24 protein-coding genes are annotated in these 25,095 nt (G+C 47.6%); 5 read left to right on the top strand and 19 right to left on the bottom strand.

What is annotated here, in order from left to right:
* Window positions 1-19: 19 nt before the first annotated feature.
* The 4 genes from AN963_RS24015 to cbpB all read left to right on the top strand — a co-directional run bounded on the left by AN963_RS24015 (window position 20) and on the right by cbpB (window position 4,197).
* On the top strand, window positions 20-1,252 hold the full coding sequence (locus AN963_RS24015) for an S-layer homology domain-containing protein (protein ID WP_055747066.1): 1,233 nt from the start codon (window positions 20-22) through the stop codon (window positions 1,250-1,252).
* Window positions 1,253-1,415: 163 nt separating this feature from the next.
* Window positions 1,416-2,258: a lipoate--protein ligase family protein gene (locus tag AN963_RS24010; RefSeq protein WP_055747065.1), complete on the top strand. Its 843-nt coding sequence runs from the start codon at window positions 1,416-1,418 to the stop codon at window positions 2,256-2,258.
* Window positions 2,259-2,329: 71 nt separating this feature from the next.
* Window positions 2,330-3,466 (top strand): acyltransferase, encoded by a 1,137-nt coding sequence (locus AN963_RS24005; protein WP_055747064.1) that lies wholly within the window; start codon window positions 2,330-2,332, stop codon window positions 3,464-3,466.
* 257 nt (window positions 3,467-3,723) lie between these two features.
* Window positions 3,724-4,197, top strand: coding sequence for a cyclic-di-AMP-binding protein CbpB (gene cbpB, locus AN963_RS24000; protein ID WP_055747063.1), 474 nt, complete (start codon window positions 3,724-3,726; stop codon window positions 4,195-4,197).
* A 362-nt stretch (window positions 4,198-4,559) separates the two neighbouring features.
* Here the strand turns inward: cbpB and AN963_RS23995 are convergent, their stop codons facing one another.
* The 3 genes from AN963_RS23995 to AN963_RS23985 all read right to left on the bottom strand — a co-directional run bounded on the left by AN963_RS23995 (window position 4,560) and on the right by AN963_RS23985 (window position 7,157).
* A complete protein-coding gene (locus AN963_RS23995; protein ID WP_055747062.1) occupies window positions 4,560-5,639 on the bottom strand; it encodes a YheC/YheD family endospore coat-associated protein in 1,080 nt (359 codons plus the stop codon).
* Between the two features lie 173 nt (window positions 5,640-5,812).
* The gene (locus AN963_RS23990) at window positions 5,813-6,373 is read right to left on the bottom strand and encodes a tRNA (mnm(5)s(2)U34)-methyltransferase (protein ID WP_055747061.1); all 561 of its coding nucleotides are present in this window, start codon (window positions 6,371-6,373) and stop codon (window positions 5,813-5,815) included.
* Between the two features lie 34 nt (window positions 6,374-6,407).
* Window positions 6,408-7,157: an MBL fold metallo-hydrolase gene (locus AN963_RS23985; protein ID WP_055747060.1), complete on the bottom strand. Its 750-nt coding sequence runs from the start codon at window positions 7,155-7,157 to the stop codon at window positions 6,408-6,410.
* A gap of 53 nt (window positions 7,158-7,210) precedes the next feature.
* Here AN963_RS23985 and AN963_RS23980 point away from each other — a divergent pair, with 53 nt between their 5' ends.
* Window positions 7,211-8,248, top strand: coding sequence for a YkvI family membrane protein (locus tag AN963_RS23980; protein ID WP_055747059.1), 1,038 nt, complete (start codon window positions 7,211-7,213; stop codon window positions 8,246-8,248).
* Between the two features lie 51 nt (window positions 8,249-8,299).
* Here AN963_RS23980 and AN963_RS23975 read toward each other — a convergent pair whose 3' ends face one another.
* From AN963_RS23975 to ymfI, 16 genes are all read right to left on the bottom strand, one after another.
* On the bottom strand, window positions 8,300-9,166 hold the full coding sequence (locus tag AN963_RS23975; protein WP_055747058.1) for a 2-oxoacid:ferredoxin oxidoreductase subunit beta: 867 nt from the start codon (window positions 9,164-9,166) through the stop codon (window positions 8,300-8,302).
* A complete protein-coding gene (locus AN963_RS23970) occupies window positions 9,138-10,916 on the bottom strand; it encodes a 2-oxoacid:acceptor oxidoreductase subunit alpha (protein ID WP_055747057.1) in 1,779 nt (592 codons plus the stop codon). Before AN963_RS23970 ends, AN963_RS23975 begins: the two co-directional genes overlap by 29 nt.
* A 182-nt stretch (window positions 10,917-11,098) precedes the next feature.
* Entirely contained in the window at window positions 11,099-12,037 is a 939-nt protein-coding gene (locus AN963_RS23965; protein ID WP_055747056.1) for a dipeptidase, read from the bottom strand.
* A 110-nt stretch (window positions 12,038-12,147) separates the two neighbouring features.
* Window positions 12,148-12,408, bottom strand: a complete 261-nt coding sequence (gene spoVS, locus AN963_RS23960; protein WP_003385776.1) for a stage V sporulation protein SpoVS — start codon at window positions 12,406-12,408, stop codon at window positions 12,148-12,150.
* Window positions 12,409-12,525: 117 nt separating this feature from the next.
* A complete protein-coding gene (locus tag AN963_RS23955) occupies window positions 12,526-13,320 on the bottom strand; it encodes a TIGR00282 family metallophosphoesterase (protein WP_055747055.1) in 795 nt (264 codons plus the stop codon).
* A gap of 114 nt (window positions 13,321-13,434) precedes the next feature.
* Window positions 13,435-14,976: a ribonuclease Y gene (rny, locus tag AN963_RS23950; RefSeq protein ID WP_055747054.1), complete on the bottom strand. Its 1,542-nt coding sequence runs from the start codon at window positions 14,974-14,976 to the stop codon at window positions 13,435-13,437.
* Between the two features lie 284 nt (window positions 14,977-15,260).
* Window positions 15,261-15,902 (bottom strand): RecX family transcriptional regulator, encoded by a 642-nt coding sequence (locus tag AN963_RS23945; RefSeq protein ID WP_055747053.1) that lies wholly within the window; start codon window positions 15,900-15,902, stop codon window positions 15,261-15,263.
* Between the two features lie 73 nt (window positions 15,903-15,975).
* Window positions 15,976-17,034 carry a recombinase RecA gene (gene recA / locus AN963_RS23940; protein WP_055747052.1) on the bottom strand — a complete coding sequence of 353 codons (1,059 nt, stop codon included), beginning with the start codon at window positions 17,032-17,034 and terminating at the stop codon, window positions 15,976-15,978.
* A gap of 169 nt (window positions 17,035-17,203) precedes the next feature.
* Complete coding sequence (locus AN963_RS23935) at window positions 17,204-18,793, bottom strand: DEAD/DEAH box helicase (RefSeq protein ID WP_055747051.1); 1,590 nt, start codon at window positions 18,791-18,793, stop codon at window positions 17,204-17,206.
* Window positions 18,794-18,800: 7 nt separating this feature from the next.
* A complete protein-coding gene (locus tag AN963_RS23930; RefSeq protein WP_055747050.1) occupies window positions 18,801-20,045 on the bottom strand; it encodes a competence/damage-inducible protein A in 1,245 nt (414 codons plus the stop codon).
* A gap of 106 nt (window positions 20,046-20,151) precedes the next feature.
* On the bottom strand, window positions 20,152-20,727 hold the full coding sequence (pgsA, locus tag AN963_RS23925; protein WP_055747049.1) for a CDP-diacylglycerol--glycerol-3-phosphate 3-phosphatidyltransferase: 576 nt from the start codon (window positions 20,725-20,727) through the stop codon (window positions 20,152-20,154).
* On the bottom strand, window positions 20,728-22,074 hold the full coding sequence (gene rimO, locus AN963_RS23920; RefSeq protein ID WP_055747048.1) for a 30S ribosomal protein S12 methylthiotransferase RimO: 1,347 nt from the start codon (window positions 22,072-22,074) through the stop codon (window positions 20,728-20,730).
* A gap of 111 nt (window positions 22,075-22,185) precedes the next feature.
* Entirely contained in the window at window positions 22,186-23,085 is a 900-nt protein-coding gene (locus AN963_RS23915) for a helix-turn-helix domain-containing protein (protein WP_055747047.1), read from the bottom strand.
* A gap of 12 nt (window positions 23,086-23,097) precedes the next feature.
* Window positions 23,098-23,877, bottom strand: coding sequence for a YmfK family protein (locus tag AN963_RS23910; protein ID WP_055747046.1), 780 nt, complete (start codon window positions 23,875-23,877; stop codon window positions 23,098-23,100).
* A 106-nt stretch (window positions 23,878-23,983) separates the two neighbouring features.
* Window positions 23,984-24,253 carry a DUF3243 domain-containing protein gene (locus AN963_RS23905; protein ID WP_055747045.1) on the bottom strand — a complete coding sequence of 90 codons (270 nt, stop codon included), beginning with the start codon at window positions 24,251-24,253 and terminating at the stop codon, window positions 23,984-23,986.
* Between the two features lie 103 nt (window positions 24,254-24,356).
* Complete coding sequence (gene ymfI, locus AN963_RS23900; RefSeq protein ID WP_055747044.1) at window positions 24,357-25,091, bottom strand: elongation factor P 5-aminopentanone reductase; 735 nt, start codon at window positions 25,089-25,091, stop codon at window positions 24,357-24,359.
* Between the last annotated feature and the right edge of the window lie 4 nt (window positions 25,092-25,095).

Here is a 25,095-nt window from a genome sequence, read left to right as displayed (position 1 = left end):
CCAAATGAGGAGGTCCTACATGAAAAGAGCACTAGCCATATTTTTATCGGTGATGATGTTCTTGACGGTCGTTCCCTTTGTGAGTGCCGCCAACTCATCTTTCTCCGACGTCCCACGTAGTCACTGGGCGTATAAAGAAATTACCGAGATGGCAGAAAAAGGCATTATCGCAGGCTACGACAACCGAACGTTCCGCCCTAACAACCAAGTAACCCGTGCTGAGTTTGCGAAAATCATGATTGCGGCAGCCGATGTCGACATGGATAAGCGCTCCATCACTCAAACCTTTAAAGATGTGCCGAAGTCTCACTGGGCATTCTACTATGTGGAATACGCCAAGCCATACTTGACTGGGTACAAATCGGGCTCTACTTACACGTACAAACCAAATGAATCTGCTGTACGTGAAGACATTGCTGTAGCTCTGGTTCGCCTGCTCGGCTACGACAAGAAGTACAAAGCAGATTTGAACCAATTGAAAAAGTTCAAGGATGACGACGATATCTCGCCAGCACTGCGCTCTTATATCGCCATCGCCATCCAATCGAACCTGATGCAAGGCTCCAACAACTATTTCCGTCCTCAAGATCCAATCACCCGTGCGGAAGCCGCGTCTCTGCTCTACCGTGCTCTGATTGATCGCAAAGACGATGACGAAACAAAAGTGGTTTTCCCAGCTCCAGAAGACCCTAAACCAACTCCCATTAACATCAGTGACGCTTTCTCTGAAAATGATCTGAAGAACTGGCAGACTGACAAGGCAAATGGTTCTTGGGGAGTTATCAACAAACAAGTAACCGCGATCTCTACAGATAAAAATCTGGATCATTACCTGCTACCATTGAACTGGGATGAGTCAGACAAAGTGAATCATTACGAGCTGTCTGTCGATGTAAACACCTCTGATACAGATGGTATGGGTGGCCTGTTCTTCAATGGCAAAGACGGTAAAGCAAATGTCGTCTTTGTTCAAAAAGACCGCGTTGTCCTGGGCAAAGTAAACAATGTGTACGAAGACAATATCGATTGGATCGCTTCTGGCTCCTACAAGCTGAAGTCGAGCAATCGCCTGAAAGTCGTCGTGGACGGCAGCTCCGTGTCCATCTACATGAACGGACAGTTCTTGTTTGGCAACCAACAAATCAAACAAGAAGGAACGAAGCTGGGATTGTACCTGCAGCGTGAAGCAACGAAAGACACGCCTCGCAAAATGACGTATCTGGATAATTTTTCGTTTAAAGAAGTAAAGTAACCTGAATGACTAGCCCGACACTTTTATGCAATGGTGTCGGGCTTTTTTATACATACGAAAGAAAGCATCATTTACCACCTAGAAAAAAGGGCGTCTAAAACCTAGAAATGAACGTGGTTCAGTTGTATAATGGTAGCTATTCTTGTTCGGTGAGGAGTTCACTATGTCATTTTCTATCAATCAACCGTTCAATTGGATGGACTCGGGTACCTATCAGGGCAGTCCTCTCGAGCCGCTCGTTCGGGATGAAGCATTGGCTGCCGGCATGCGTGATCACAACTCACCGCCTATCATTCATCTCTGGGTGTACGATCAAGCGCTTTACCTGGGACGCCGTGATGCGAAACTACCGCATCTGGAGGCAGCACTGCGTCGCTTTGGTCAAGATGGCTTTGGCTGTGTACTCCGTTCTTCTGGAGGCGCCTGTGTGCCTTTAGATGCCGGCGTGCTGAATGTAGCCTGTTTATTGCCGGATACGACGATCTCGATTGATTCTTTCTTCTCTTTTGTCGCTCAACTACTGTCGGTGGGTTTGCGCGATTACGGATCGATTCAATTTGGCGAAGTAGCCGGCTCTTATTGTGCGGGTGAATACGACTTTTCCCTACACGGCAAAAAAATTGGGGGCATGGCCCAACGACGTACCCGCTATGGCTCGATTCTGCAGCTCTGCATCAACGTGGACGAGCGACCTCGCGGCGAATGGATGGAACGATTTTATCAAGTAGCTGGATTAGAAGAAATGGAGAACCACAAACCCATTCCACGTATTGATGGGTCTACGGTTGGCAGCATAACCGGTTTGACAGAGAAACTCGTTACGGTCGATGATGTGAAAGCTCGCTTGCTTTCCACGATACGTACAGAGTGGCCGGTGTCGCCTGCTCCTTTTATGGTGCAAGATGACTTACTTCGGGATGCTCAGGAACATCTGTCTTCGCGCTTGCACTTGTTTTCCTATACAGCAAAAGAACTGGCTGCACCAGACTGGAAGTTGCCTGATTAAAGGCCTTGTTCTACTGACAACCAGGTGGGCACTCTCCATAAGGTGCTGTCGGCGAGAATAATGGAGGACATATGAATAACAATCGAAAGGGGACTTTTCAGGATCTGAATGCCCTTTTTGTTTTCGGGGCTTGTACGGTTTTGATCATTCACATCCTGGGTTTTTTCATCGAAAACCAAGCCGATTACCCGTGGAACGGCGATTTCGAAGCGATATCCTTGATATTATTGCGGTTTGGCCGTTCCCTGTTTATCTTTGCAACGGGAATGCTCTTGTTTTATTGGCATCAAAAAAAGCAAATGGACTGGGCAGCGTTTTGGCGTAAACGCTGGCGGGTCATCGTTTTTCCATACATGATTTGGACGGCGATCTTTACCGGATTTCAATTACAGACCATCAATCCGATTGAATTGGCTGGACCATTCTTTCACAGTCTCTTTACAGGAAGTTCTTTTTACCACCTGTATTACATTCCGCTCTACTTGCAAATGAATGTCCTGTTCTTTTTGACGAAGCCACTCATTGAACGTTACATGTCTTTGAAAGTTCTGGTTGTTTTGTTCCTTGGACAAATCGGACTATATATGCTCTACCAAGCCCTTTTTGTTGATCCAATCTGGGCGATCGACTGGTCGGCCAATCCGTTGCTTGGCCTTATCCAACACAGCTACGTAGCCGGTCAGAACTATTTCTACATGTACATTTTCACGTTTGCACTCGGCGCTTATGCGGGACTAAACCTGGACAAATGGCGTTACTGGACATACCGGTTGCAATCGATTTCCTATGCCGTTACCATCGTGACTGGGGCATGGATTATGATGCGGTACTTGAATGGTTCGAAAAGCTACGCGGATAGCCTCAATATATTTGACCCACTGTACTTGGTCTACACCTTGAGCTTTCTGATCGCCTTTTATTCCATTTCCCGATATTTAGGCGCTTTACCTACGATCGGAAAATGGTTATCCCGACTCGCGAAACAAAACATGGCCATTTATATGGTGCACCCGTTAATCCTGTTTTTATTGGAAAGCTATGTGATTTTCCGATTGGACTGGTCGACACCACTCATCATGCTGGCGATGTTTGTCATCACGCCACCGCTTTGCATTTTCTTGTATGAACACACGCTCCTCTCCCACTGGACGCGTGGAGGAAAACCGAAATACAAACCGCTTTATCGTATGGAAGCACACAAGGCGTAACAAGTGGATACCTTTCCTCCAAACTCCTAATGTAAAAACCGAACCGATCTTGCATACTAATTACAGGGACAATTGTTCCACACCTCGATTCTTGACCCGGCGAAGCTGCCGGGCTTTTTCTTTTTTCCTTGAAGGACTTGGCAAGGTGAAGATTTCGAATGTAACCCTACCACTGGCAAGCTGCTTACGGTATCATAGAAGAGAACCACAGGCAGCTACCCTACTGCCATAGACGACAGAAAAGGTGGTGGATCCAGATGAATCAGGATATCCCATTGCTACATACACCCATTAAAGACCTCATCATTGCATCGACAAAAGTAGCTCATGTTCAACTCGGCAACTCGATTGAGCATGCCTTGCTCGTCCTCATCAAATCCGGCTATTCGGCCATTCCCGTTTTGGATCATCAGTATCGCTTGCACGGATTAATCAGCACCAATATGATCATGAATAAAACGCTAGGTCTGGAACGATTTGAAACGGAAAAGATGTCCGAACATACGGTAGATGAAGTCATGGACACCAAGATTGCTCGACTCAAGTACACGGATGATTTTCTAAAAGCATTAGAGGTCTCCATCAACCATCCTTTTATTTGCATTGAAGATGAAGAGCAATACTTCCAAGGGATTCTCACGCGCAAATCGATTTTGGCTCTGTCTTACCGCCATTTTCGCAACTTGCCTTATCCAAATGCGGATCAACAGCTTACAACCTCTACTGAATAAGCGCAAATAAAGAACGGGTGCACATGCCTCCGTTCTTTTTCTTACCTCGGCTGGACTAGTCTACTCTGGAAGTGATTCATAATGCCTCAGGTCCTTCTTCTCCACCCCTTTCCTTTTCCCTTCTTCTGTCAAACGATAGCCAAACTGAATCACATCGTTGTGTGTGCATACGCCATCCTGTTATATTGCACGTACCCAAAAGGAAGCAACACCAATACGATGACGATGATCCATACGACTCGATCAAACGGGCGCAACGTACACTTCCTCCCAGGATTCATTCATTATGTATGAAAACATTACCTCTAAAAAAGAAGCAGACACTGTTTTCACGCTTCGGTCTGCTCCTTCTTTTTCTTCGTTCAGGCAAGCTGCTTTTTCGGTTTTTTTCCTTCATGAATCAGCGTATGAGCATATTCCATCGGATGTCGGTACGTCTGCTTAAACATGGCCTTTTCTCCTGCTTTGTAAAATGAATAGCGCTGATCCCTGACGTTTACCTCGATTAAGTAGGGATGACCTTTGTCGTCGATCCCCATATCCATTCCCAAGTCAGCAAGCGACGGAAAGTGATGTGCGTACTGCTTTGCAATCACGATGGCAGCTTCCTGGATGCGGTCCAGAGTCCCTTTTTGATCGTCCATAGGAATCGTCGGAGCAATCGCTGTCGTCAAAGGAACAGCCCTCCCTCCGCGAGACAAATTGCTCAGTTTGTTTTGTTGATTGGCAACTTTGGCGACCATTCCACTTACCGCCCATTCCCGCTCGCCATTTCTTTGAACGGATACACGGATGTCAAAGGTCTTTCCTTCGTACCTCGCCAAATGAATGCCTTGTTGGATGAGGAAGCGCTTGCCTCCTACCCAGGTACGTACGACAGACATCAATCTTTTTAGTGACATGGTCTTTCTCTTTTTAGACGCAATAAAGTGATACTCGTTTCCAAGCCTCTCGATTCGTGCGACACCGATTCCGACAGAACCGATCGAAGGCTTCACGTAAACGACTCGGTACTTCTCCAAAAACTGCTTTAGCTGCTCTCCTGAATAAGGCACCGTGTGTGGTAAATACATGCGAATCTGCGGATTTTTCCAAAGCATCTGATGGACCTTTCGCTTATCCCGAACTACCAAACCGTTAAAGACCGTTTTCTTTCTGCTTAACCGCTGGATCACACCCCGTGCTCTCGCATCCCCGGTCAAAACACGGTTATGAATCACGCGTGGGATCTGAACCAGACGGGGGATAAGCCTGCTCCCATTCCAAAAGTACCCGTGCACTCTTTCGTCGCCAGCAAGAACATGAAAGGGATGAAAAAAAACCGGCTCCAAGCCTAGCTCTTTACCGATTTTGACATAATGAGTCAAGCGCTCGTATGACTTGTATCCTTTCATTCCTTTCTGCATAATGCCCCAATCTAACATAATGCCGACTCTATTCACATAGATCCCCCTTGCTTCATTCCTCAACATAAGGTATGTGCCTCGATCGTAAGGGGCGTGCCTATTTTTAGTCAGATGAAAGAAAGGAATTGTCTCTTAATTTGACAGAATTCACGCTTTGCGTAAGTACGCTGTCGCAATCTGCGCTTGCCCGGGAAAAGGGCCTATCTTTGCTACAACTCTCTACGCTCGATTGCGAGTAAAAAGGGCGCTTGGTTTTGCTGATTGATGTACTGATATTTCAAAACGAGGTAATCCAATTGACTGATCGACTGGCAATAAGATTCTACAGCTGCTTTTTCCGCTTCTCCTGCCTGGTGCCCCCAGTAGATCATAACCGTCATCACGCCTCCCGGACGTAATACGCGGAGTCCTGACTCGATCGCACGGATCGTGCTGGCAGCCTGAGTGGTTATTTCTTTATCCCCGCCTGGTAGATACCCGAGATTGAACATGATGGCCCCTACAGGCTCTTCCACAGTTTCTATTTCTTCGTGACTCGCGAGACGCATCGCGACCCAACCCGCAACTCCTTCCCGCTCCAGCCGCTCTCTCGTCTTCTCCATTGCCAATGGTTGAATGTCGTAGGCGATTACTTTACCAGTGTCTTGGACGAGCTGGGCAAGGAATAGAGTATCATTTCCGTTTCCCATTGTCGCATCAATGACTGTTTCCCCAGCCTTCACTCTCTCCTTTATCAATTTTCGAGCAACCTCCAAAACATTTGGAAACATCTTCTCATTCTCCTCACTATGTAATGACAGCCAACTACAAGGCTATTTGCAAGCCAATTTGTGCAACATGGCAGTTCCCGACTGTATACGCCACAGCCTGCCGTAATACTTCATCTGAATCATAAGCGTGGTAAAGGTGAGTGATCAGTAAGGACCGGCAGGCATGCTGTTCTGCCAGTTCTGCTGCTTGCCGTACGGAGAGATGACCATTAGGCGTTTTCGGCAGATTGTGATCCAAGTAAGTCCCTTCACATATAAAAAGGTCTGCCTCTCTGATAAAACTTCCCCAATTCGTACCTGGCCCACTATCAGCTCCATATAACAATACCTTTCTCCCCGCCTCTAAACGCATCGCGTAGCAAGGATCGCCATCGCCATGATCCGTTCGTAAAAATCGGACATGGACATCGGCTAGTGTCAAATCAGTATTCTCCTGTACCGGGTAAAAAGCTGTCGCATTTCGATAAGGAAGTGATTGCGTATTAACATTTGGCGCTTCGGGTCCATAAATGGGGAGAGGCTTGTGTGGATCTCTCTCTCCAAACAATTGATGAACCATGAGGCCATACTGGAGCACACCGATATCCGCCACATGATCGTGATGGTAGTGGGAAAGAATCAAGGCATCCAGCTCATAGATAGGGTAATGCTTCCCTAGTTGAGCCAGTACACCACTCCCACAATCAAGCAAGAGACGGATCTGATCGGTTTCAACGAGATAACCAGGGGTAGCTCCTGCAGGCCCTGGATATGGAGATTGATAACCTAAGACAGTAACGCGCATATTCGACTCACTCCTATTCATAGGATGGAATAAGGTGGGACAGGAGGTCTGAGATGCAAGGATCATGGAGAATCGCATGGCAGATCGCTTTTACGTACATCGGGACCGTCGTGGGAGCTGGTTTTGCCTCTGGTAAAGAAATCGTAGAATTCTTTGTTCAATATGGAACGCAAGGCTTGGTAGGAATTTTGCTCGCGACCGCATTATTTATATGGGCTGGTACGCGGGTTATGTTAATTTCCTATCGAATCCAAGCCAATTCTTACCAAGATGTCAGTATCTATTTGTTTGGTCATCCGTTTGGGACAGTCTTCAATACCCTGTTGCTGACCGTATTGTTCGGGACTACATCTGTCATGCTAGCTGCGACAGGCGCGATCTTCTGGGAATCGTTTCAATTGCCTTCCCAAGTCGGAATCTGGATCAGCATGCTCATGATTTTCGTAGTCACGAGAAAAGGGCTCTTTGCCATCCATCGAGTCAATAGTATCTTTGTTCCTACACTTATTGCCTTTACCTTACTCGTATTTCTGTACACGCAACCGTGGGAAGATCCCATCTTGATCAGCGAATCGACCCGGCCATTGGCATGGTTAAGCTCTCCCTTTTATTATGTTGCCTTAAACGTGACTCTTACACAAGCAGTTCTTGTCCCAATCGGACGCCATAGTACCAGTGAAAAGCCTTTGATCGCAGGCGGGGTCATCGGTGGACTTGGAATTGGCTTGTTGCTCGTGCTTGCCTTTTCATCCCTATCTGCAAAAATGCCCGGTATCCAGCACGCGGAAATGCCCATGATTGCTTTGCTACAGGGCGTAGGACGGGGCATTCCTCTCCTGTTTTCCTTACTTGTTTACGCGGAAATTTTCTCTACTCTCGTTGCCAACGTATTCGGACTAGCGGAACAATTGCGCCTGGTTACTCGTCTTCGCGGACCGACTATCCTCTTTGGCATCCTCATCATCTGCTACTTCATCAGCTTCATCGGATTCAGCTCCCTATTGCGCTTCTTATATCCTCTTTTTGGGCAGCTGGTCGTCTTTTTCCTGGTCATGCTGTTCTATCGCCAATGGCGTGGACGAACACTTTAAAAAGCACAAAAAAAACCTCTCCCGGTTAAGGAGAGGTTTTTCATCGAAACCTTATGCAAATTCTGCAACCAGTTTCGCGAAGTCTTCATCAGACAAACGAATGTCTTGATTTACCAAGCCTTCTTCTTTGAATCCAGATACGAGAGATTCGTAAGATTTTTGCTCGGTGTTTTGGTAGATCAGACCTGTAAGCAAGCCTTTGTATTGCATGGAAGTAGCCATAGCCTTGATACGGTCATGAGCATCGTAACCTTCGATTGTATCTACTGGTACGATGTTCTCTTTGAACCAATCGTAGGTGTTTACTTTGTTGTAAGTAACACAAGGGCTGAATACGTTGATCAGAGAGAAACCTTCATGTTGGATCCCTTTTTCGATCAGCTCAGTCAAGCCTTTCAGATCGCTGGAGAACGATTGAGCAATGAATGTTGCACCAACGGACAGCGCCAGTTCAACTGGAGAAATGGAAGACTCGATAGAACCTGCTGGTGTAGACTTGGTCACGAAACCTGTCGCGGAACGCGGGGAGGTTTGACCTTTTGTCAGACCATAGATTTGGTTATCCATTACGATATACGTAACGTTCATGTTACGACGGATAGCATGTACAGTATGACCCATACCGATTGCGAAACCGTCACCGTCTCCACCTGCTGCGATTACAGTCAATTCACGGTTAGCCATTTTCACACCTTGTGCGATTGGCAGGGAACGTCCGTGAATACCGTGGAAACCATAGCAGTTGATGTAGCCGGAGATACGACCGGAACAACCGATACCAGAAATAACTGCCAGATCCTCAGGCTCCAAACCTACATTCGCTGCAGCGCGTTGAATCGCTGCTTGAATGGAGAAGTCACCACAGCCTGGGCACCAGTTTGGCTTAACGTTATTTCGAAACTCTTTCATAGTCGCCATGTTTTACCAGCTCCTTCACTTCAGCATAAATTTCTTTTGGTAAGAACGGATTTCCGTCATATTTCAGCACGGATTCGATCTTCTCTGCGTTGCCTACGTGCTGTTTGAGAAGGTTTGTAACTTGTCCTTGGATGTTGTGTTCGACAACAACAACCTTTTTCGCTTTTGCTACAAGTGCTGCCATTTCCTCAGCTGGGAAAGGATGCAACAGGCGAATTTGGGCATGGTTAACCTTCACACCCTCTTGCTCCAGACGAACTTTTGCTTCTTGAATCGTACCGATTGTGGAGTTGATACCAACAACCAGAACATCAGCGTCAGCATGAGGTGCGTCTACTGTTACAGGGTTTTTGAAGTTTTTCAGTACGCCATCGAGTTTGCGCATGCGTTTTTCCATTTGAGCTTTACGGTTTGCTGCGTTCTCGGATGGACGACCAGTTTGGTCATGCTCAACACCGGTTACATGGTGCAGACCGTATTTTTGGCCAGGAATTACGCGAGGAGAAATGCCGTCTTCCGTTACTTCATAACGTTTGAACAGGTCATTTTGCTCTTTCTCAGGCAATTCTTGTCCAGCCATCAGTTTCCCACGACGGATTTCAACTTGGCTGTAATCAAACGGTACAACTGTTTGTTTGCCCAAGGACAGAGTCAAGTCAGTCATCAGGATTACTGGCAGTTGGTATTCTTCAGCGATGTTAAAGGCTTCAACAGCATCATAGAAGCATTCTTCTACTGTACTTGGAGCCAAAACTACTTTAGGAATATCACCATGAGTACCATAGATCATAGCGTTTACATCGGATTGCTCGATTTTCGTTGGCATACCAGTGGATGGACCACCACGTTGTGTGTCAACAATTACCACTGGAGTCTCAGTGATACCAGCCAAACCGATTGCTTCCATCATCAGGGACAGACCAGGACCTGCAGATGCAGTCAAGGAACGAGCACCAGCGAAGTTAGCGCCGATTGCCATTGTGATCGCAGCGATCTCGTCTTCTGTTTGAATAACGGTACCACCCAATTTAGGCAGCTTTTTAATGAGGTATTCCATTACTTCGGAAGCAGGAGTAATAGGGTAAGCAGGCATGAAGCGGCAACCTGCAGCTACTGCACCGAGAGCGATCGCATCGTTACCGATCAGGAACAATTGTTTTTGTGGGTCTGCTTTGTCCAATTGGAACTCAGGCAGCTGACCACCAGTCAGTTCGCTTACAAATTCAAAACCACGGCGAATGGCATCCATGTTCTTTTCAACCACTTTTTCGCCCTTGCGGAGGAACATATCTTCAACAATGACACGGTAACTTTCCACTGGAATACCGAGGATCGCGCTGGAAGCACCGATCGACACCATGTTCTTCATCAGGGAAGTTCCCAGTTCATCTGCAATTTCACTAAGTGGTACGGTCAAGAAGCGAACTTCCTTCAAACCGTCTGGCAATTTTGGATTGAATTTAGCATCCGCGATGATGATGCCGCCTTCACGCAGCTCGTGCGCATTAAAATCGATCGTCTCCTGGTCGAAAGCTACAAGGATGTCCAGATCGTCAGAAATCGCGCGCATTGGCGTTGTGCTTACGCGGATTTTGTTGTTCGTATGTCCACCCTTAATACGGGAAGAGAAGTGACGATAGCTATACAGATGATAGCCCATCCGGTTCATCGCCATCGAGAAGATCTCACCAGTACTCTCGATGCCCTCCCCTTGCTGTCCTCCAACTTTCCAAGAAAGTTGACTAATCATTCAGATTCCACCCTTTCAGTGACTGTGAGAAAAGCTGCCCATCTTACATAAGATGTGACAATTCTGTGCATAGACAGTAACAATTGTAGTCCTGTCCATGTAAAATTGCAAGTGCTTTTACTCAACTTACTTTTGACCTGAATTTTAATGTTGAACTTGGTTCATTAATATATCTTCATGTATCATTGTAGCACGTTTCCGAAAACACGCAACCAGTTTCCTTGCACAAATTTGATTACTTCTTCCTCTTTATAACGTTTTAACAAAGCTTCTAGTAAAAGCGAATAATCGCCCGCGCACGTAAGGTCGCCAAACGTTTGGGATATGCCGTCAAAGTCGGATCCAAAAGCGACATGGTCTACTCCACCCAGTGCACATACATGATCCAGGTGTCTCAAGAGATCATCGATCCAAACCGTTCGTTTTTCCTTCACGGTAAAGAAGTCAACAAACGTGAGGCCCATCACGCTATCCTTTGCGATCATTGCTTTGATCTGTTCATCTGTCAAATTGCGAGGATGGTCGCACAGCGCACGCGCATTAGAATGGGAAGCAATCACTGGTGCTAGAGAGAGTTCCATGATATCCCAAAAACCAGGGTCGGATAAATGAGATACGTCGATGATCATACCTAAACGGTTCATCTCAGCGACTACTTGTCTCCCAAAACCGGTCACTCCACCTGGATTAGGTTCGCCACTACCATCAGCAACCGCGTTACCATGATTCCACGTCAGCGTCATTCCTCGAACTCCTAGACGATACCACGTTCGCAACTGAACGAGGCTTTCCTCCAGAGCATGCGCTCCTTCTACAAACAGAATAGCCCCTTTCCGCCCCTTTAATACGCTATCCTGCAAATCCGCCTTGGTGTAGATAGGACGGAACTGATCACTTGCTACCCGCTCGTAAAAAACGTCAATCATTTCTAGTACAGTATGAAAACGACGCCCAAACGGCACATCTGTCGGAACGAAACAGGCGAGAACCTGTATATCTACATTCCCTTTTATTAGATCGGGAAAACCTACTTGTAAACGCTTGTCTCCCTTATAATAATCAATCTCTGGATTTTGCCATAGCTTCATCAATACATCACAATGTGCGTCAAAAATCTTCATGAGCCAACTCGCCTCTTTTCTGTAAGAATGCCTTGTTAATTATGTAAACAAACGAAAAAACCTGTTCATTCGTCGAACAAACAGGCGGGCCAAACGGTGTTCACTTTTTGTTATCTGGGCTCTACGATTAGTTTGATTGCAGTTCGTTCTTCTCCATCAATCACGATGTCGGTAAAGGCTGGAATACAAATGAGGTCAACTCCACTCGGCGCTACGAACCCTCGTGCGATAGCTACTGCCTTCACTGCTTGATTAAGCGCCCCAGCGCCAATGGCTTGGATCTCAGCGGCCCCGCGTTCGCGAAGCACACCGGCAAGGGCACCAGCAACGGAATTGGGGTTGGACTTTGCTGAAACTTTTAATACTTCCATCCTTTTGAACCTCCCGTCTGATAGGAATCCTGTCATCATTAGAATGATATTCGCATAACCCCTAAAAATTCCTGCTAACTACCATGAAAGATTCAAAAAATTCTAATCTTATTCATATTATTCCATAAACGGGTGGTCGGCGTCAATTCGGATTCGTTCCAATTTTTTCGCGGTCCCTGTCGCCTTATCAAGCGTGATCACTACGGCGTTCAACTGAGCTGGATCTGGTGCCACTTCAAAGCGTACCGGGAGCTGCGTCAAAAACTTCTTGATCACGGCTTCTCTCTCCATTCCCAAGATCCCATTGCTCGGGCCACACATACCGACATCGCACAAGAATCCCGTTCCTTGTGGCAAGACACGTTCATCTGCTGTTTGGACGTGAGTGTGTGTTCCTACGACGGCACTCACTCTTCCATCCAAATACCAGGCCATCGCTTGCTTTTCAGAAGTAACTTCTGCGTGGAAATCTACGAAGATGTATTTGGTACGCTTCCTCGCTTGCTCCACCAATTTATCAGCCATTTTAAACGGACAATCCAACGGGGGTAAGAACGTACGGCCTTGCAAATTGATGACCGCCAGCTCCCCTTCCGATTGCTTGATGTATGTAATCCCTTTCCCAGGTGCTCCTTCGGGGAAGTTCGCTGGACGAATCATGCGCGGTTCGTCGTCGATAAAATCGAATATCTCTTTTTGATCCCATGTATGATTGCCCAGTGTGATCGCATGTACGCCGAGTTCAAACAACTCTTTCGTAATCTTCTCGGTAATTCCTCGTCCGTGCGCCGCATTCTCACCATTCGCAACGACGAAAGTGGGCCGGTATTTTCGTTTTAAGAGGGGCAAATACATCTTCACCATTTCTCTTCCAGGTGAACCCATAATATCTCCGATAAACAACAACTTCATTTCCAATCACCTCAATGCTAGTATACACAACGGAAGAGAGATAAAAAAACCTTATTGAGGTCTCAATATCTTACTGTTTTCCTTAGAAAAAAAGTAAAGTGGCATATCGCCACTTTACTTTGCATACTCAACTGCCCGTGTTTCACGGATAACCGTCACTTTGATGTGACCCGGATAGTCGAGTTCATTTTCGATTCGTTTCGTAATATCACGAGCCAAGCGAGTTGCTTCTGCATCGTCAATCTTTTCAGGCTGAACCATTACGCGGATTTCGCGTCCTGCTTGAATCGCATAAGACTTCTCTACTCCATCGAACGACTCAGAGATTTCTTCCAGTTTCTCTAAACGTCTGATATAGGTTTCCAATGTCTCACGGCGTGCGCCTGGGCGAGCAGCAGACAACGCATCCGCAGCTCCTACCAGCATGGCAATAACGGAGGTTGGCTCTGTATCACCATGGTGCGATGCAATACTATTGATAACCACTTGATGCTCATTGTACTTCTTGGCCAATTCCACACCGATTTCCACGTGGGAGCCTTCCACTTCGTGGTCGATCGCTTTTCCGATATCGTGAAGAAGACCTGCGCGTTTCGCTAGTTTGACATCTTCTTTCAATTCGGCTGCCATCAATCCTGCGAGATGAGCTACTTCCATCGAGTGCTTCAGTACGTTTTGACCATAACTTGTACGATAACGCAAACGACCAAGGATTTTGATCAAGTCCGGATGCAGTCCATGTACGCCTGTTTCAAACGTAGCTTGTTCACCATATTCACGGATACGCTCGTCCACTTCACGACGCGCTTTCTCCACCATTTCCTCAATACGGGCTGGGTGAATGCGTCCATCAGCGACCAGCTTGTCCAAAGCAGTCTTGGCAATTTCCCGACGAATCGGATCAAAACCAGACAGGATCACAGCTTCTGGAGTATCGTCAATAATGAGGTCAATGCCCGTCAACGTTTCCAGTGCACGAATGTTACGTCCTTCACGACCGATAATCCGTCCCTTCATTTCATCATTTGGCAGGGTAACAACGGAAACAGTAGTCTCCGCTACGTGATCTGCCGCACAACGCTGAATGGAAGTCGTAATGATTTCTCGAGCGCGTTTGTCCGCCTCTTCTTTGGCTTGTGTCTCAATCTCTTTGATCATTACAGCCATTTCATGGCGAACCGTATTCTCAACGTCTGTCAGAATGATATTTTTCGCTTCATCCTGTGTCAGGCCGGAAATACGTTCCAACTCAGAAACTTGTTCTTTATATAAGTGCTCTACCTTGCTTTGCAGTTCTGCGATGGCTCTGTCGCGCTCAGACAATTCTTCTTCTTTACGCTCCAGTTGTTCCATCTTGCGGTCCAACGATTCTTCTTTTTGCAGGATTCGACGTTCCTGACGTTGTATCTCGTTGCGCCGCTCGCGCAGTTCGGTTTCCGCCTCTGAACGAAGCTTGAACACTTCATCTTTGGCTTCGAGTACCTTTTCCTTTTTTACAGCTTCGGCGTCCCGTTTCGCTTCTTCAACGATCTGTCTAGCAGCTTCTTCAGCACTAGAGATCTTCGCTTCCGCAATGGATTTGCGAGTGAAGTAGCCGGCACCCGCACCGATGAGCAGAGCGATGAGCACAATGACTACAGTTAATATAGGATCCATAGGTTTTTCATTTCACCTCCTTATTGTAAGACATCTCCCCGCTTTCCAAGCATTCGTTTTTCATGGAGTGCCGCTGTCGTTTTGATCAACCATCGGACATTCGACTAAAAAACAAGACCGATTCGACTCGGTCCGCTGAATCCGCACTCGTCGCACGGGTCTTCAGTTGTTCCACAGGCAACGAGTAAGAAAACCAGCAAAAAGTTATGATACACCAAGTAAATACAAATCTATTTTATTATTTGTGAACAAGAATTGTCAAGATCATGCAAATTGGGTCAAACCTATCCATCACTTCTCTGACGTAATTCGCCGCGAATTTGCTGAACCACTCCATGGGAGAAACCCTTTCGCATCAGCATTGACAGTAGTTTTCGCTCTTCGTCCGGATCCGGTGGGCCCTCTAGCCGCCTCGCTTTTTTCTCTATCAATGCTCTCGCCGCTACTAGTTCATCCTCTCTAGAAACGCCGCGTACAGCGTCATCTACGATACTTCTATCTACCCCACGCTGTTGGAGCTCCATCCGTAGCATATAGGGACTGCGCGGCTTTAAACGCAAGCGCTCATCCACCCACTGCCGCGCAAACGCTTCGTCATTTATATATCCTTGTTCCTGACAACGGTCGCAAACTTCCTCCGCTACCGGTGGTAGAAAGCCTTTCTCTAGCAGATAGGAGTGAAGCTGGGTTTTTGTTCGTGGACGTATGCCCAAATAACGCAAGGCATTCAGGTACGCCCTATGCTTTTCCTCGGCTACGAGTACTTCGGTATAAAACGCCTCGTCTACTTCTGTGCCTTTAAAGAGATTGTACTTTACCAGTATATCTTCATGTACCGAAAAAGCATACTCATCATCGAGATCAATGTGATAACGCTGCTTTTGCTTGTTATCCCGATGAACGGCAGTGATCGTTCCGCTTTTCATCGCGCTCCCTCCTTCCCTCTATACGTTAACAAAACAGCCTGTCGCGTCGACAGGCTGCTTCTTGAGCACTCGCTTACTCTAAATCAAAGGCTGGTTCTTCGTCCTGTTCAGGATCAATGACAGCTTCCCCTTCAGGAATAGAGCCGGGATTGAGGCTGAAATACTCACGGACTTTCGTTTCGATTTGAGCCGCAACATGCGGGTTCTCTTTCAAATAGATTTTCGAATTTTCGCGACCTTGTCCGAGACGCTCTTCATTGAAGGAGTACCATGCTCCGCTCTTTTGTACCACATCGATCTCAGAACCAATGTCGAGGATGCTACCTTCTCTAGAGATCCCTTCGCCGTACATGATGTCTACTTCGGCCACTTTGAATGGTGGAGCCACTTTATTTTTCACGACTTTAATCTTGGTTTTGCTACCCAAGATGTCATTGCCGACTTTGATCGACTCGGCTTTACGAACATCCAGACGCACGCTAGCGTAGAACTTGAGGGCACGTCCACCTGGTGTTGTTTCTGGGTTACCGAACATGACGCCCACTTTTTCACGAAGCTGGTTGATAAAGATCGCAATGGTCTTGGACTTGTTGATCGCACCGGACAGCTTGCGCAGAGCTTGAGACATCAGACGCGCTTGGAGACCAACGTGGGAATCCCCCATCTCTCCTTCGATCTCTGCTTTTGGCACCAATGCAGCTACCGAGTCTACTACGATAATATCTACAGCGCCAGAGCGCACCAATGCTTCTGCGATTTCCAATGCTTGCTCACCAGTATCAGGCTGAGACAGCAGCAGTTCATCAATATTGACACCCAGCTTGGCAGCGTACACAGGGTCCAGTGCATGCTCGGCATCGATAAAGGCAGCTTGTCCACCCTGCCTCTGTACTTCCGCAATCGCATGGAGGGCTACTGTGGTTTTACCAGAAGACTCTGGTCCGTAAATCTCAACAATTCGGCCGCGTGGGAAACCGCCAACCCCAAGTGCGATATCAAGAGCAAGCGCACCACTGGAGGTAGTGGAAATTTGAATGTTGGATACTTCCCCCAACTTCATAATGGAACCTTTTCCGAACTGTTTTTCTATTTGACGCAAAGCACTTTCCAAAGCTGCGCGACGATCTGACAAATGGTACACACCCTTTCACATTCGCTTCTGTTTTTCTTGTTTCCATCATACATCGAGACAGAACGGTTTGCCAAGTGTTTTTTGCGAACAAATATTCGCATCACAAAAAGACAGCCATCCGCCGATGTTTCTGGCAAAATGACTGTCTTTTCCCGTTAAGAGGCAGAGCCTAGGTACGCTTTGCTCCACGAGGCTTCGCTGGCTCCAGATTGATTCTTTTGCCGTTGATACGTGTCTGACGCAGAGACTCATATACGAATGCCGCAACCTCTTCCGGTACTTCCACGAAGGTGAAGTTCTCGAAAATATCGATGCGTCCAACCGCTTTTCCAGGGATCCCTACGGATTCGGAAATCTCGCGAACGAGATCTTGCGGCTTCATGTTTGCATTGCGTCCCACGTTCAGGAAGAAACGAACCATCCCTTTGGCTGCACCTGTCTCTCCAAAGTTGTACGCTTCTACCTCTTGGGATTGACCTGCTTCACTATGGAAAGCAAGATGCAAGGCTGCTGCAGCCACTTTCTCTGCTGGGTATTGTCCAACCAGAGATTCCGCTACTTTTTGATACATATCTGCGATCGCATCGCTCTCCAAGAGGCTGGTCAATTGCTCACGCAGCTGCTCTTGCTTGCGCTCTGCTACTTCCTCGAGGGAAGGAACATTACGGGACATCACTTGCGCTTTGGTTTGCTTTTGGATGAACATCATCTGTCTTACTTCGCGTGGAGTCACCAAGGTCATAGCAATCCCTTTGCGACCTGCACGACCCGTACGGCCAATGCGGTGAACGTAGCTTTCCGAGTCTTGCGGAATATCATAGTTGATTACGTGCGATACGTTCCCAACGTCGATACCGCGAGCCGCTACATCCGTCGCGATGAGGAACTCGATAGAGCCTTCACGGAAAGCGTTCATAACTTTATCACGCTGTGCTTGCGACAAGTCTCCGTGCAGACCATCTGCCAGGTACCCACGAGATTGAAGAACTTCAGTGAGTTCGTCTACACCGCGCTTGGTGCGGCAGAAGATGATACCGAGCTCCACATCCTCACTGTCCAAGATACGGCAAAGGCTTTCTACTTTATTGCGATCGAACACTTTGTAATACACTTGCTCGATCAATGGTGCCGTTACTTCTTCACGGCTTACCGCGATGGTTTGCGGTTGCTTCATGTAGCGAGTCGCCAAGCGCTTGATTTCTGGCGGCATTGTCGCGGAGAACAGCAGGGTCTGACGCTCTTCCGGCATTTGAGTAATGATCGTCTCGATGTCCTCGATAAAGCCCATGTCCAGCATTTCATCCGCTTCGTCCAGGACGAGGGTATGTACATGATCCAGTTTCAAGGTCTTGCGACGAAGATGGTCCATCACGCGACCAGGTGTACCTACGACAATTTGAACGCCTTGGCGCAGTGCACGGATTTGATGACCGATGGATTGACCGCCGTAGATAGGCAGTGTACGCACCTTGTTGTACTTGGAAATGCGCAGCAGCTCTCCCGCTACCTGAATGGCTAACTCGCGAGTAGGCGTCAGTACGATCGCCTGAACGCGGTTTGCCTGGCTTACTTTCTCAACCAGCGGAATCCCGAATGCCGCAGTCTTCCCTGTACCAGTTTGTGCTTGACCGATCAAGTCTCCGCCATCTAGCACCTTTGGAATGCAAGCTTCCTGGATCGGTGATGGTTCTTCAAACCCCATGTCATGGATCGCTTGAAGAATAGATTTATGTAAAGGAAAATCAGAAAAAATCGTCATGAAAACGTCACCTTTCTTTTTGCATTTGCAGCGCGTAAAACAGCGCGAATTTGGCGGCACGGCCAACGATTGCCTGCCTTCTTCCTGCAAGTCGCAGCTCTTTTACCACCGTTGGCAGACCTTCCGCCGCGATACCTACGTAGACCAGCCCGACAGGCTTGCCTTCGGATGAATCGGGTCCAGCCACGCCAGTCACCGAGATCCCATAAGTCGATCCCAGTTTCTTTCTTACATGTTCAGCTAGCAGTTGGGCTGTTTTTTCACTGACAGCACCATCCGTGTTCAATACTTCTTCAGGTACTCCGAGGACTTGATGCTTGACCTCGTTTGTATAGCAGACTACACCGCCTTTGAAAGCGGCGGAACTTCCAGGCACAGAGGTAATCAAAGAAGCCACCGTACCACCAGTGCAGCTCTCCGCACAAGCGACCGTCTCTCCCCTTTGGATCAGACCAGTGACCAGTACTTCATGCAGAGAGGAATCCTCTCCTGTTCCGTAAATATACTGCCCAACCCGATCACGAATCTCTTTTTCCACTGGTAAAATCATCGCTTCACCTTCGGCCGCAGTCGCTGCTCTCGCTGTGACACGCAACGTGACTTCAAATTCCTTGGCATAAGGTGCAATCGTCGGATTATCCTGCTTTTCAATCAGATCAATCAGTCTTTCTTCCAATGCTGATTCACCGATACCGTAGAAGCGGAAAACACGGGAATGAAACACTTGACTCTCCGGAAGCAGATTCATCAGATACGGCATCACGTAGCGATCTACCATCGGATACAGCTCACTAGGTGGGCCAGGCAGCAATACGAACGTAGTACTGTCATGACGGATCGCCATTCCAGGCGCCATCCCGAAGTCATTGGAGAATACATGGCTACCTTCCAAAACAAGTGCCTGCTTTCGGTTGTTCTCCGTCATGACAATGCCACGTTGTGAAAAGAAGTCCTCAATACGCTGCATAGCCGGTGAATCCTTTACCAATCCTACACCGACGTGAGCGGCCACCGTTTCCTTGGTCAAATCATCCTGTGTTGGACCAAGTCCTCCTGAAAAAATGACCAAATCCGACCGCTTCGCCGCCATACGAATGACTTGGAGCAACCGCTCCGTATTATCGCCTACAACCGTGTGGAAATACACCCCGACACCAATATCGGCAAGTTTTTGCGAAAGAAACTGTGCATTGGTATTAGCAATTTGACCTAATAAAAGCTCGGTTCCCACCGCGATAATCTCCGCTCTCATTTTCCTCACCCATTCTCATTGAGAGTACAAAGCCTCTAAACTAACAGTCTATCATTGACAACCGTATTGGAGAAGAGCCTTGTGAAAAAAGAGACCAATACCCGCATTACGAGTATTGGATAACGTTGCGATTCTTCGCAAAGTAGTCGTACCCGGAGTAAATCGTGATGATGACCATTGCCCATGTAGCGACCTCGTCAAATGGTATACCGAGAAACTCGAACGGAAAGTTACGAATCATGACCACTGTAATGGCTACGATTTGCACCCATGTCTTCAGTTTACCCAGAGCGCTGGCAGCAATAACCTGCCCTTCCGCAGCTGCAATCGACCGCAAACCCGTCACTGCAAATTCCCTACTGATAATGACAATGGCAATCCACGCTTCAAGCCGTTGCATTTCAACTAACGAAATCAATGCCGCTGAAATGAGAAGCTTATCGGCGAGTGGGTCCAAAAACTTGCCAAAGTTCGTTACGATTTTCCGCTTGCGTGCAATATATCCATCGAGTCCGTCCGTACTGGCTGCTAGGATGAACACCAAAGCCGCAATCAGCTCGTTAAACGTCATCGTCAGGCTACCAATCGTAAACGTCCCGATGTTGTAACGCACCAGCAGAAAAAACATAACGACCGGTACCAGGAAAATCCTGGCGAGGGTGATGCGGTTGGCGAGATTCACCTAGACTACCTCCCCAGCTAAATCGTATTCAAAGGAGTGCGTAATCTTAACGTTCGCGATCGAGCCAAGTTCCCCCTTAAAACCGGAGACGAATACTTCACCATCAATTTCCGGGGCATCATACTGCGTACGTCCCACGTAAATATCATTGCGCCCTTCGTACCGTTCGATCAACACTTCGAGCACCTGACCCACAAAGCGACTGTTACGATCGCCTGCCACTTCACGCTGAATTTCCATCAGGAGATTGGCACGCTTTTCTTTCGTCTCTTCTTCAACATGGTCTGGTAGTCTGGAAGCTGGGGTATCGTCTTCATTGGAATAGGTAAATACGCCAAGACGATCAAAACGGATGTCTTTTACGAACTCACTGAGACGAGCAAAGTCTTCTTCCGTTTCTCCAGGAAAACCAACAATCAACGACGTGCGCAAAGCTACATCCGGTACTTGCGCGCGGATCTTCGCAACTAGTGCACGAATATCCGTCTGGCGCCCAGGTCGACGCATCCTTTTCAGAATGTGATCCTCAGAATGCTGCAGAGGCATATCCACGTACTTACATACTTTTGGATTCGTCGCGAACGTGTGAATCAACTCGTCCGTAAAGAACCCTGGATACGCATAATGAAGACGGATCCACTGGATTCCGTCCACCTCCGACAAGCGGTTCAACAGTTCTGGGAGCATGAGTTTTCCATCGTAAATGTCTGTACCGTAGTTGGTGGAATCCTGCGCGATTAAGCTTACTTCGACGATCCCCTGTGCGGCAAGATGACGTGTTTCTTCCAGAATGGATTCGATCGTACGGCTTCGAAATCCTCCGCGCATCAGAGGGATGCTGCAAAAGGTACACGCGTTATCACAACCCTCTGCAATCTTAATGTATGCAGAGTAGGTACCTTCCTTCACTTTCCTCTTTACTACGTCTTCGTACGTAAAAATCGGGTTCCCCACAAAAATAGGGCGTTTGCCTTCGAGTGACTCTTCGATGATCCCTGTAATCGACATAAAATCGCCCGTTCCGACAATGCCATCCACTTCAGGAATCTCATTCAAGATATCCTCTTTGTAACGCTGGGTTAGACAGCCTGCCACTACAAGCGATTTGAGCTTGCCCGTTTCCTTCAGTTCAGCCATGTCCAAAATCTTGTTAACCGATTCTTCTTTAGCTGCATCAATGAAACCACAGGTGTTGACGATGACTACGGTTGCTTCCTCTGGATTCTCAACCAGTTCATAGCCTTTTTCATCTATCAGATGGGCCATCATATCTGAATCAACCAGATTCTTCTCACAGCCCAGTGTTACAATCGCAACTTTTTCTCGCGAGCCTACCTTCTCTGCCATCATTTTTCCTCCAATTGGTCACACCAGCCCATATTACACCTATCCAGTATAATATAAGCGTAAAGGAAGTGTCAAAAGAGACAAAAGTATGAAAGGCAAGCGAATGCTTGCCTACTGAGTCACTGCCTCTTTCATTTTGAGTACAATATTCGACGGCATGGACTTCATTTTAGAAGTATCCACAGGCACTCCATTTACCGTCAATTCTACTAGCATTGGCTTACCCAAACGCACATAAGCCGATTTGCCCAGCTCAATTGTTTTTTCTTCGCCCTTTTTGAGCTCGCCTTCTTCAACATACTTCTTACCTTTTCCTTCCGATACACCAAACCAGCTACGGTCGTCTTTTACCTTCAACTTGACCGTCAATTTTTCTTCACCCTGTACAGCATAGTTGTATATGGAACCTTGCTGAGACTCGAACGTAATCGTCGACTTGGGAGTTTCGGTGACCGGGTCAGTAGTGACAGTCCCGGGATCGGGAGTCGGTGAGACGTTGGTCGGGGGTTGTGGTTGTTGGGCGATCGGCGATGTAGCTGCTCCGCCACCATTTCCAGGGGAGACCATCTCTGCTCCAGGGTTTACGGATCCTCCCGGAACGGGCTGTGTCATCGTTCCACCATTGCTATTGACAACAGCTATGTAGATGACGCCAATGATCAAGGCGATAAACAGGACGAGCAGGGTCTTCGTAACCCATCGACCTGCTTGCAATGGACTGTTGGTCGACGCTACGCGGCGGCGACGCAACCTTTCCACTTGTTCTGTAGGCGGCTGGGCCGGCAAATCGGACTGGAAGTGATTCATGATGTGATTCGGGTCGAGACCAACGGCTTCCGCATAGCTTTTGATGAACGCACGCGCGTAAAAGTGGCCAGGAAGTACGTGAAAATGACCCCTCTCAATGGCTTCCAAATAACGTCTCTGTATCTTCGTGATACGTTGGACGTCGTCGAGCGTGATTCCTTTTTCCTCGCGGGCCCTTTGTAGTACTTGACCAAGCTCAGACACAGCTGCCCCTCCTTAATTCATTTCAAAATTATCAAAGCCGCGATTATTGATCAATTCGTAGGTGATCTCCTCTTCCGGATGATGACGCAGTTCAATAATGTAATGAAAATCAGATAGCTCATACTCTGATTCCCTTACAAAGATATCCGGATGCTCAATAATTTTGGCGGCTGGGAAATTCATGATTTCCCGAAGCAATGTGTAGTGCTTTTCCGTAGAACGCATCGTCGACACAATGCCATCTATCAAATATACATGATCGGTAGACAATTCATCAATGGCAAGTGAACTTCTCACCGTTTGACGCAAGAGAGTCGAAGAAATAAACGTCCAACGTTTATTTGCCGAAACGCTGGCCGCAATCATAGATTCTGTTTTTCCTACGCGAGGCATCCCGCGGATCCCAATCAATTGATGGCCTTCCTTTTTCAAAATTTCAGCCATGAAGTCAACCAATAATCCCAGCTCATCGCGAACGAAGCGGAACGTTTTCTTATCTTCGCTGTCGCGCTCGATATAGCGGCCATGACGCACCGCTAAACGATCAAGCATCGTAGGCGGACGCAGCCTCGTTATGGTTATGTTGTCCATTTTTTGCACAACGTTGCGCAAAACCTCAATTTTTTCATCGTCGTCCGTCAAAAGTAACATGCCTCTTCGCATGGTATCGACACCGTTAATGGTCACGATGTTAATGTTCAACATCCCCAGAATAGAAGCGACGTCCCCTAAAAGCCCGGGACGGTTACGGGCAATTTCATACTCCATATACCATTCTTTCTTTGCTTCCATATGCATTCCTCTCCGACATACAGATTCTCTTCTTATGTAGTATATCACGTTCCCATCAATCGACAATCCGGGAAAAGAAAAATCCCCAAAATAGGGGATTTAATGGCTAAATGCCACGGTCAGCATTGTTGGGATCTTGGACCAGCTTCACCATCAGAGAAGCCAGAGCTTGCTGTTGCTGCTGATCTCCAGCATCCCAGAGTTGCTTCAGCAAGCGCTCTTGGTCGTTTTTCGGATCAACTTGCTCTGCTAGATAGCCACCGATTTGATAGGCTACATTTTGCATTGTCTCGCTCTCCATACCTGCCTGTTTCGCTTGCTCTACTCGATCACCGAGAAACTCTTTCCAGTCGCGAAAATTGTCAAGAACTGACATGTGGAAATTCCCTCCTTAAGTACGTTGCGAACAGGTTTGCTGCCCACACAGAGGTAGAATTCCACCAAATCTCGGGATTTATGCAGGCAAACGAGGGATTCCATCACGTATACCAGCCACCATTGGGACTAATAATTTGTCCGGTAACATAGCTCGCTTCTCTGGAGAGCAAAAAACGTACGACTGCCGCTACTTCGCTAGGTAAACCCAAGCGATTGGCTGGAATCTCTTCAGCAATCATCTCTACTTCGTCAGGAGAAAAGCGTTCCATCATTCCACCCATAATCGCTCCAGGAGCTACGGCATTTACCGTAATTCCGTTGGGAGCAAGCTCTTTTGCCAGTGCTTTAGTGAATGTAATGACTGCGCCCTTGGTCAACGAGTAGAGCACTTCACACGAACCGCCGGTCATTCCCCAGATAGAGGAAATGTTTACGATGCGGCCGTACCTCTCCCGAAGCATAGAAGAAAGACCCGCTTGACTCACCAAGAAAGCGGAGCGCACATTCGCGGCCACTAACTCATCAAACTGGGCGACCGTCACATCTGAAAAAAGGCCGATATGATCCGCAGAAGCGTTGTTGACGATCAGCAGCGGAGCGACCGCCATCTGCTCAAACATAACTGTGATCTGAACAGGGTCTCGCAAATCTGCCTGCAATTTCACAGCAGGTACCCCCAATTGCTGACACTGCTGAAGGAGTCCGTCCAATTTTTGCTCCGATTGATTGTAATGCAGGTAAAGCGGAACTCCCGCATGAGCTAGGCTCGAGGCTATAGCCTGCCCCAGCTCACCGGAAGCTCCTGTTACCAACGCCCATGGCGTTTGTTGATTCATCCTC

It is taken from the genome of Brevibacillus choshinensis (assembly GCF_001420695.1).
Classification (GTDB): Bacteria; Bacillota; Bacilli; order Brevibacillales; family Brevibacillaceae; genus Brevibacillus; species Brevibacillus choshinensis.
The sequence above is the reverse complement of the archived record's forward strand: the minus strand, read 5'-3'. Positions and strand labels throughout refer to the sequence as shown.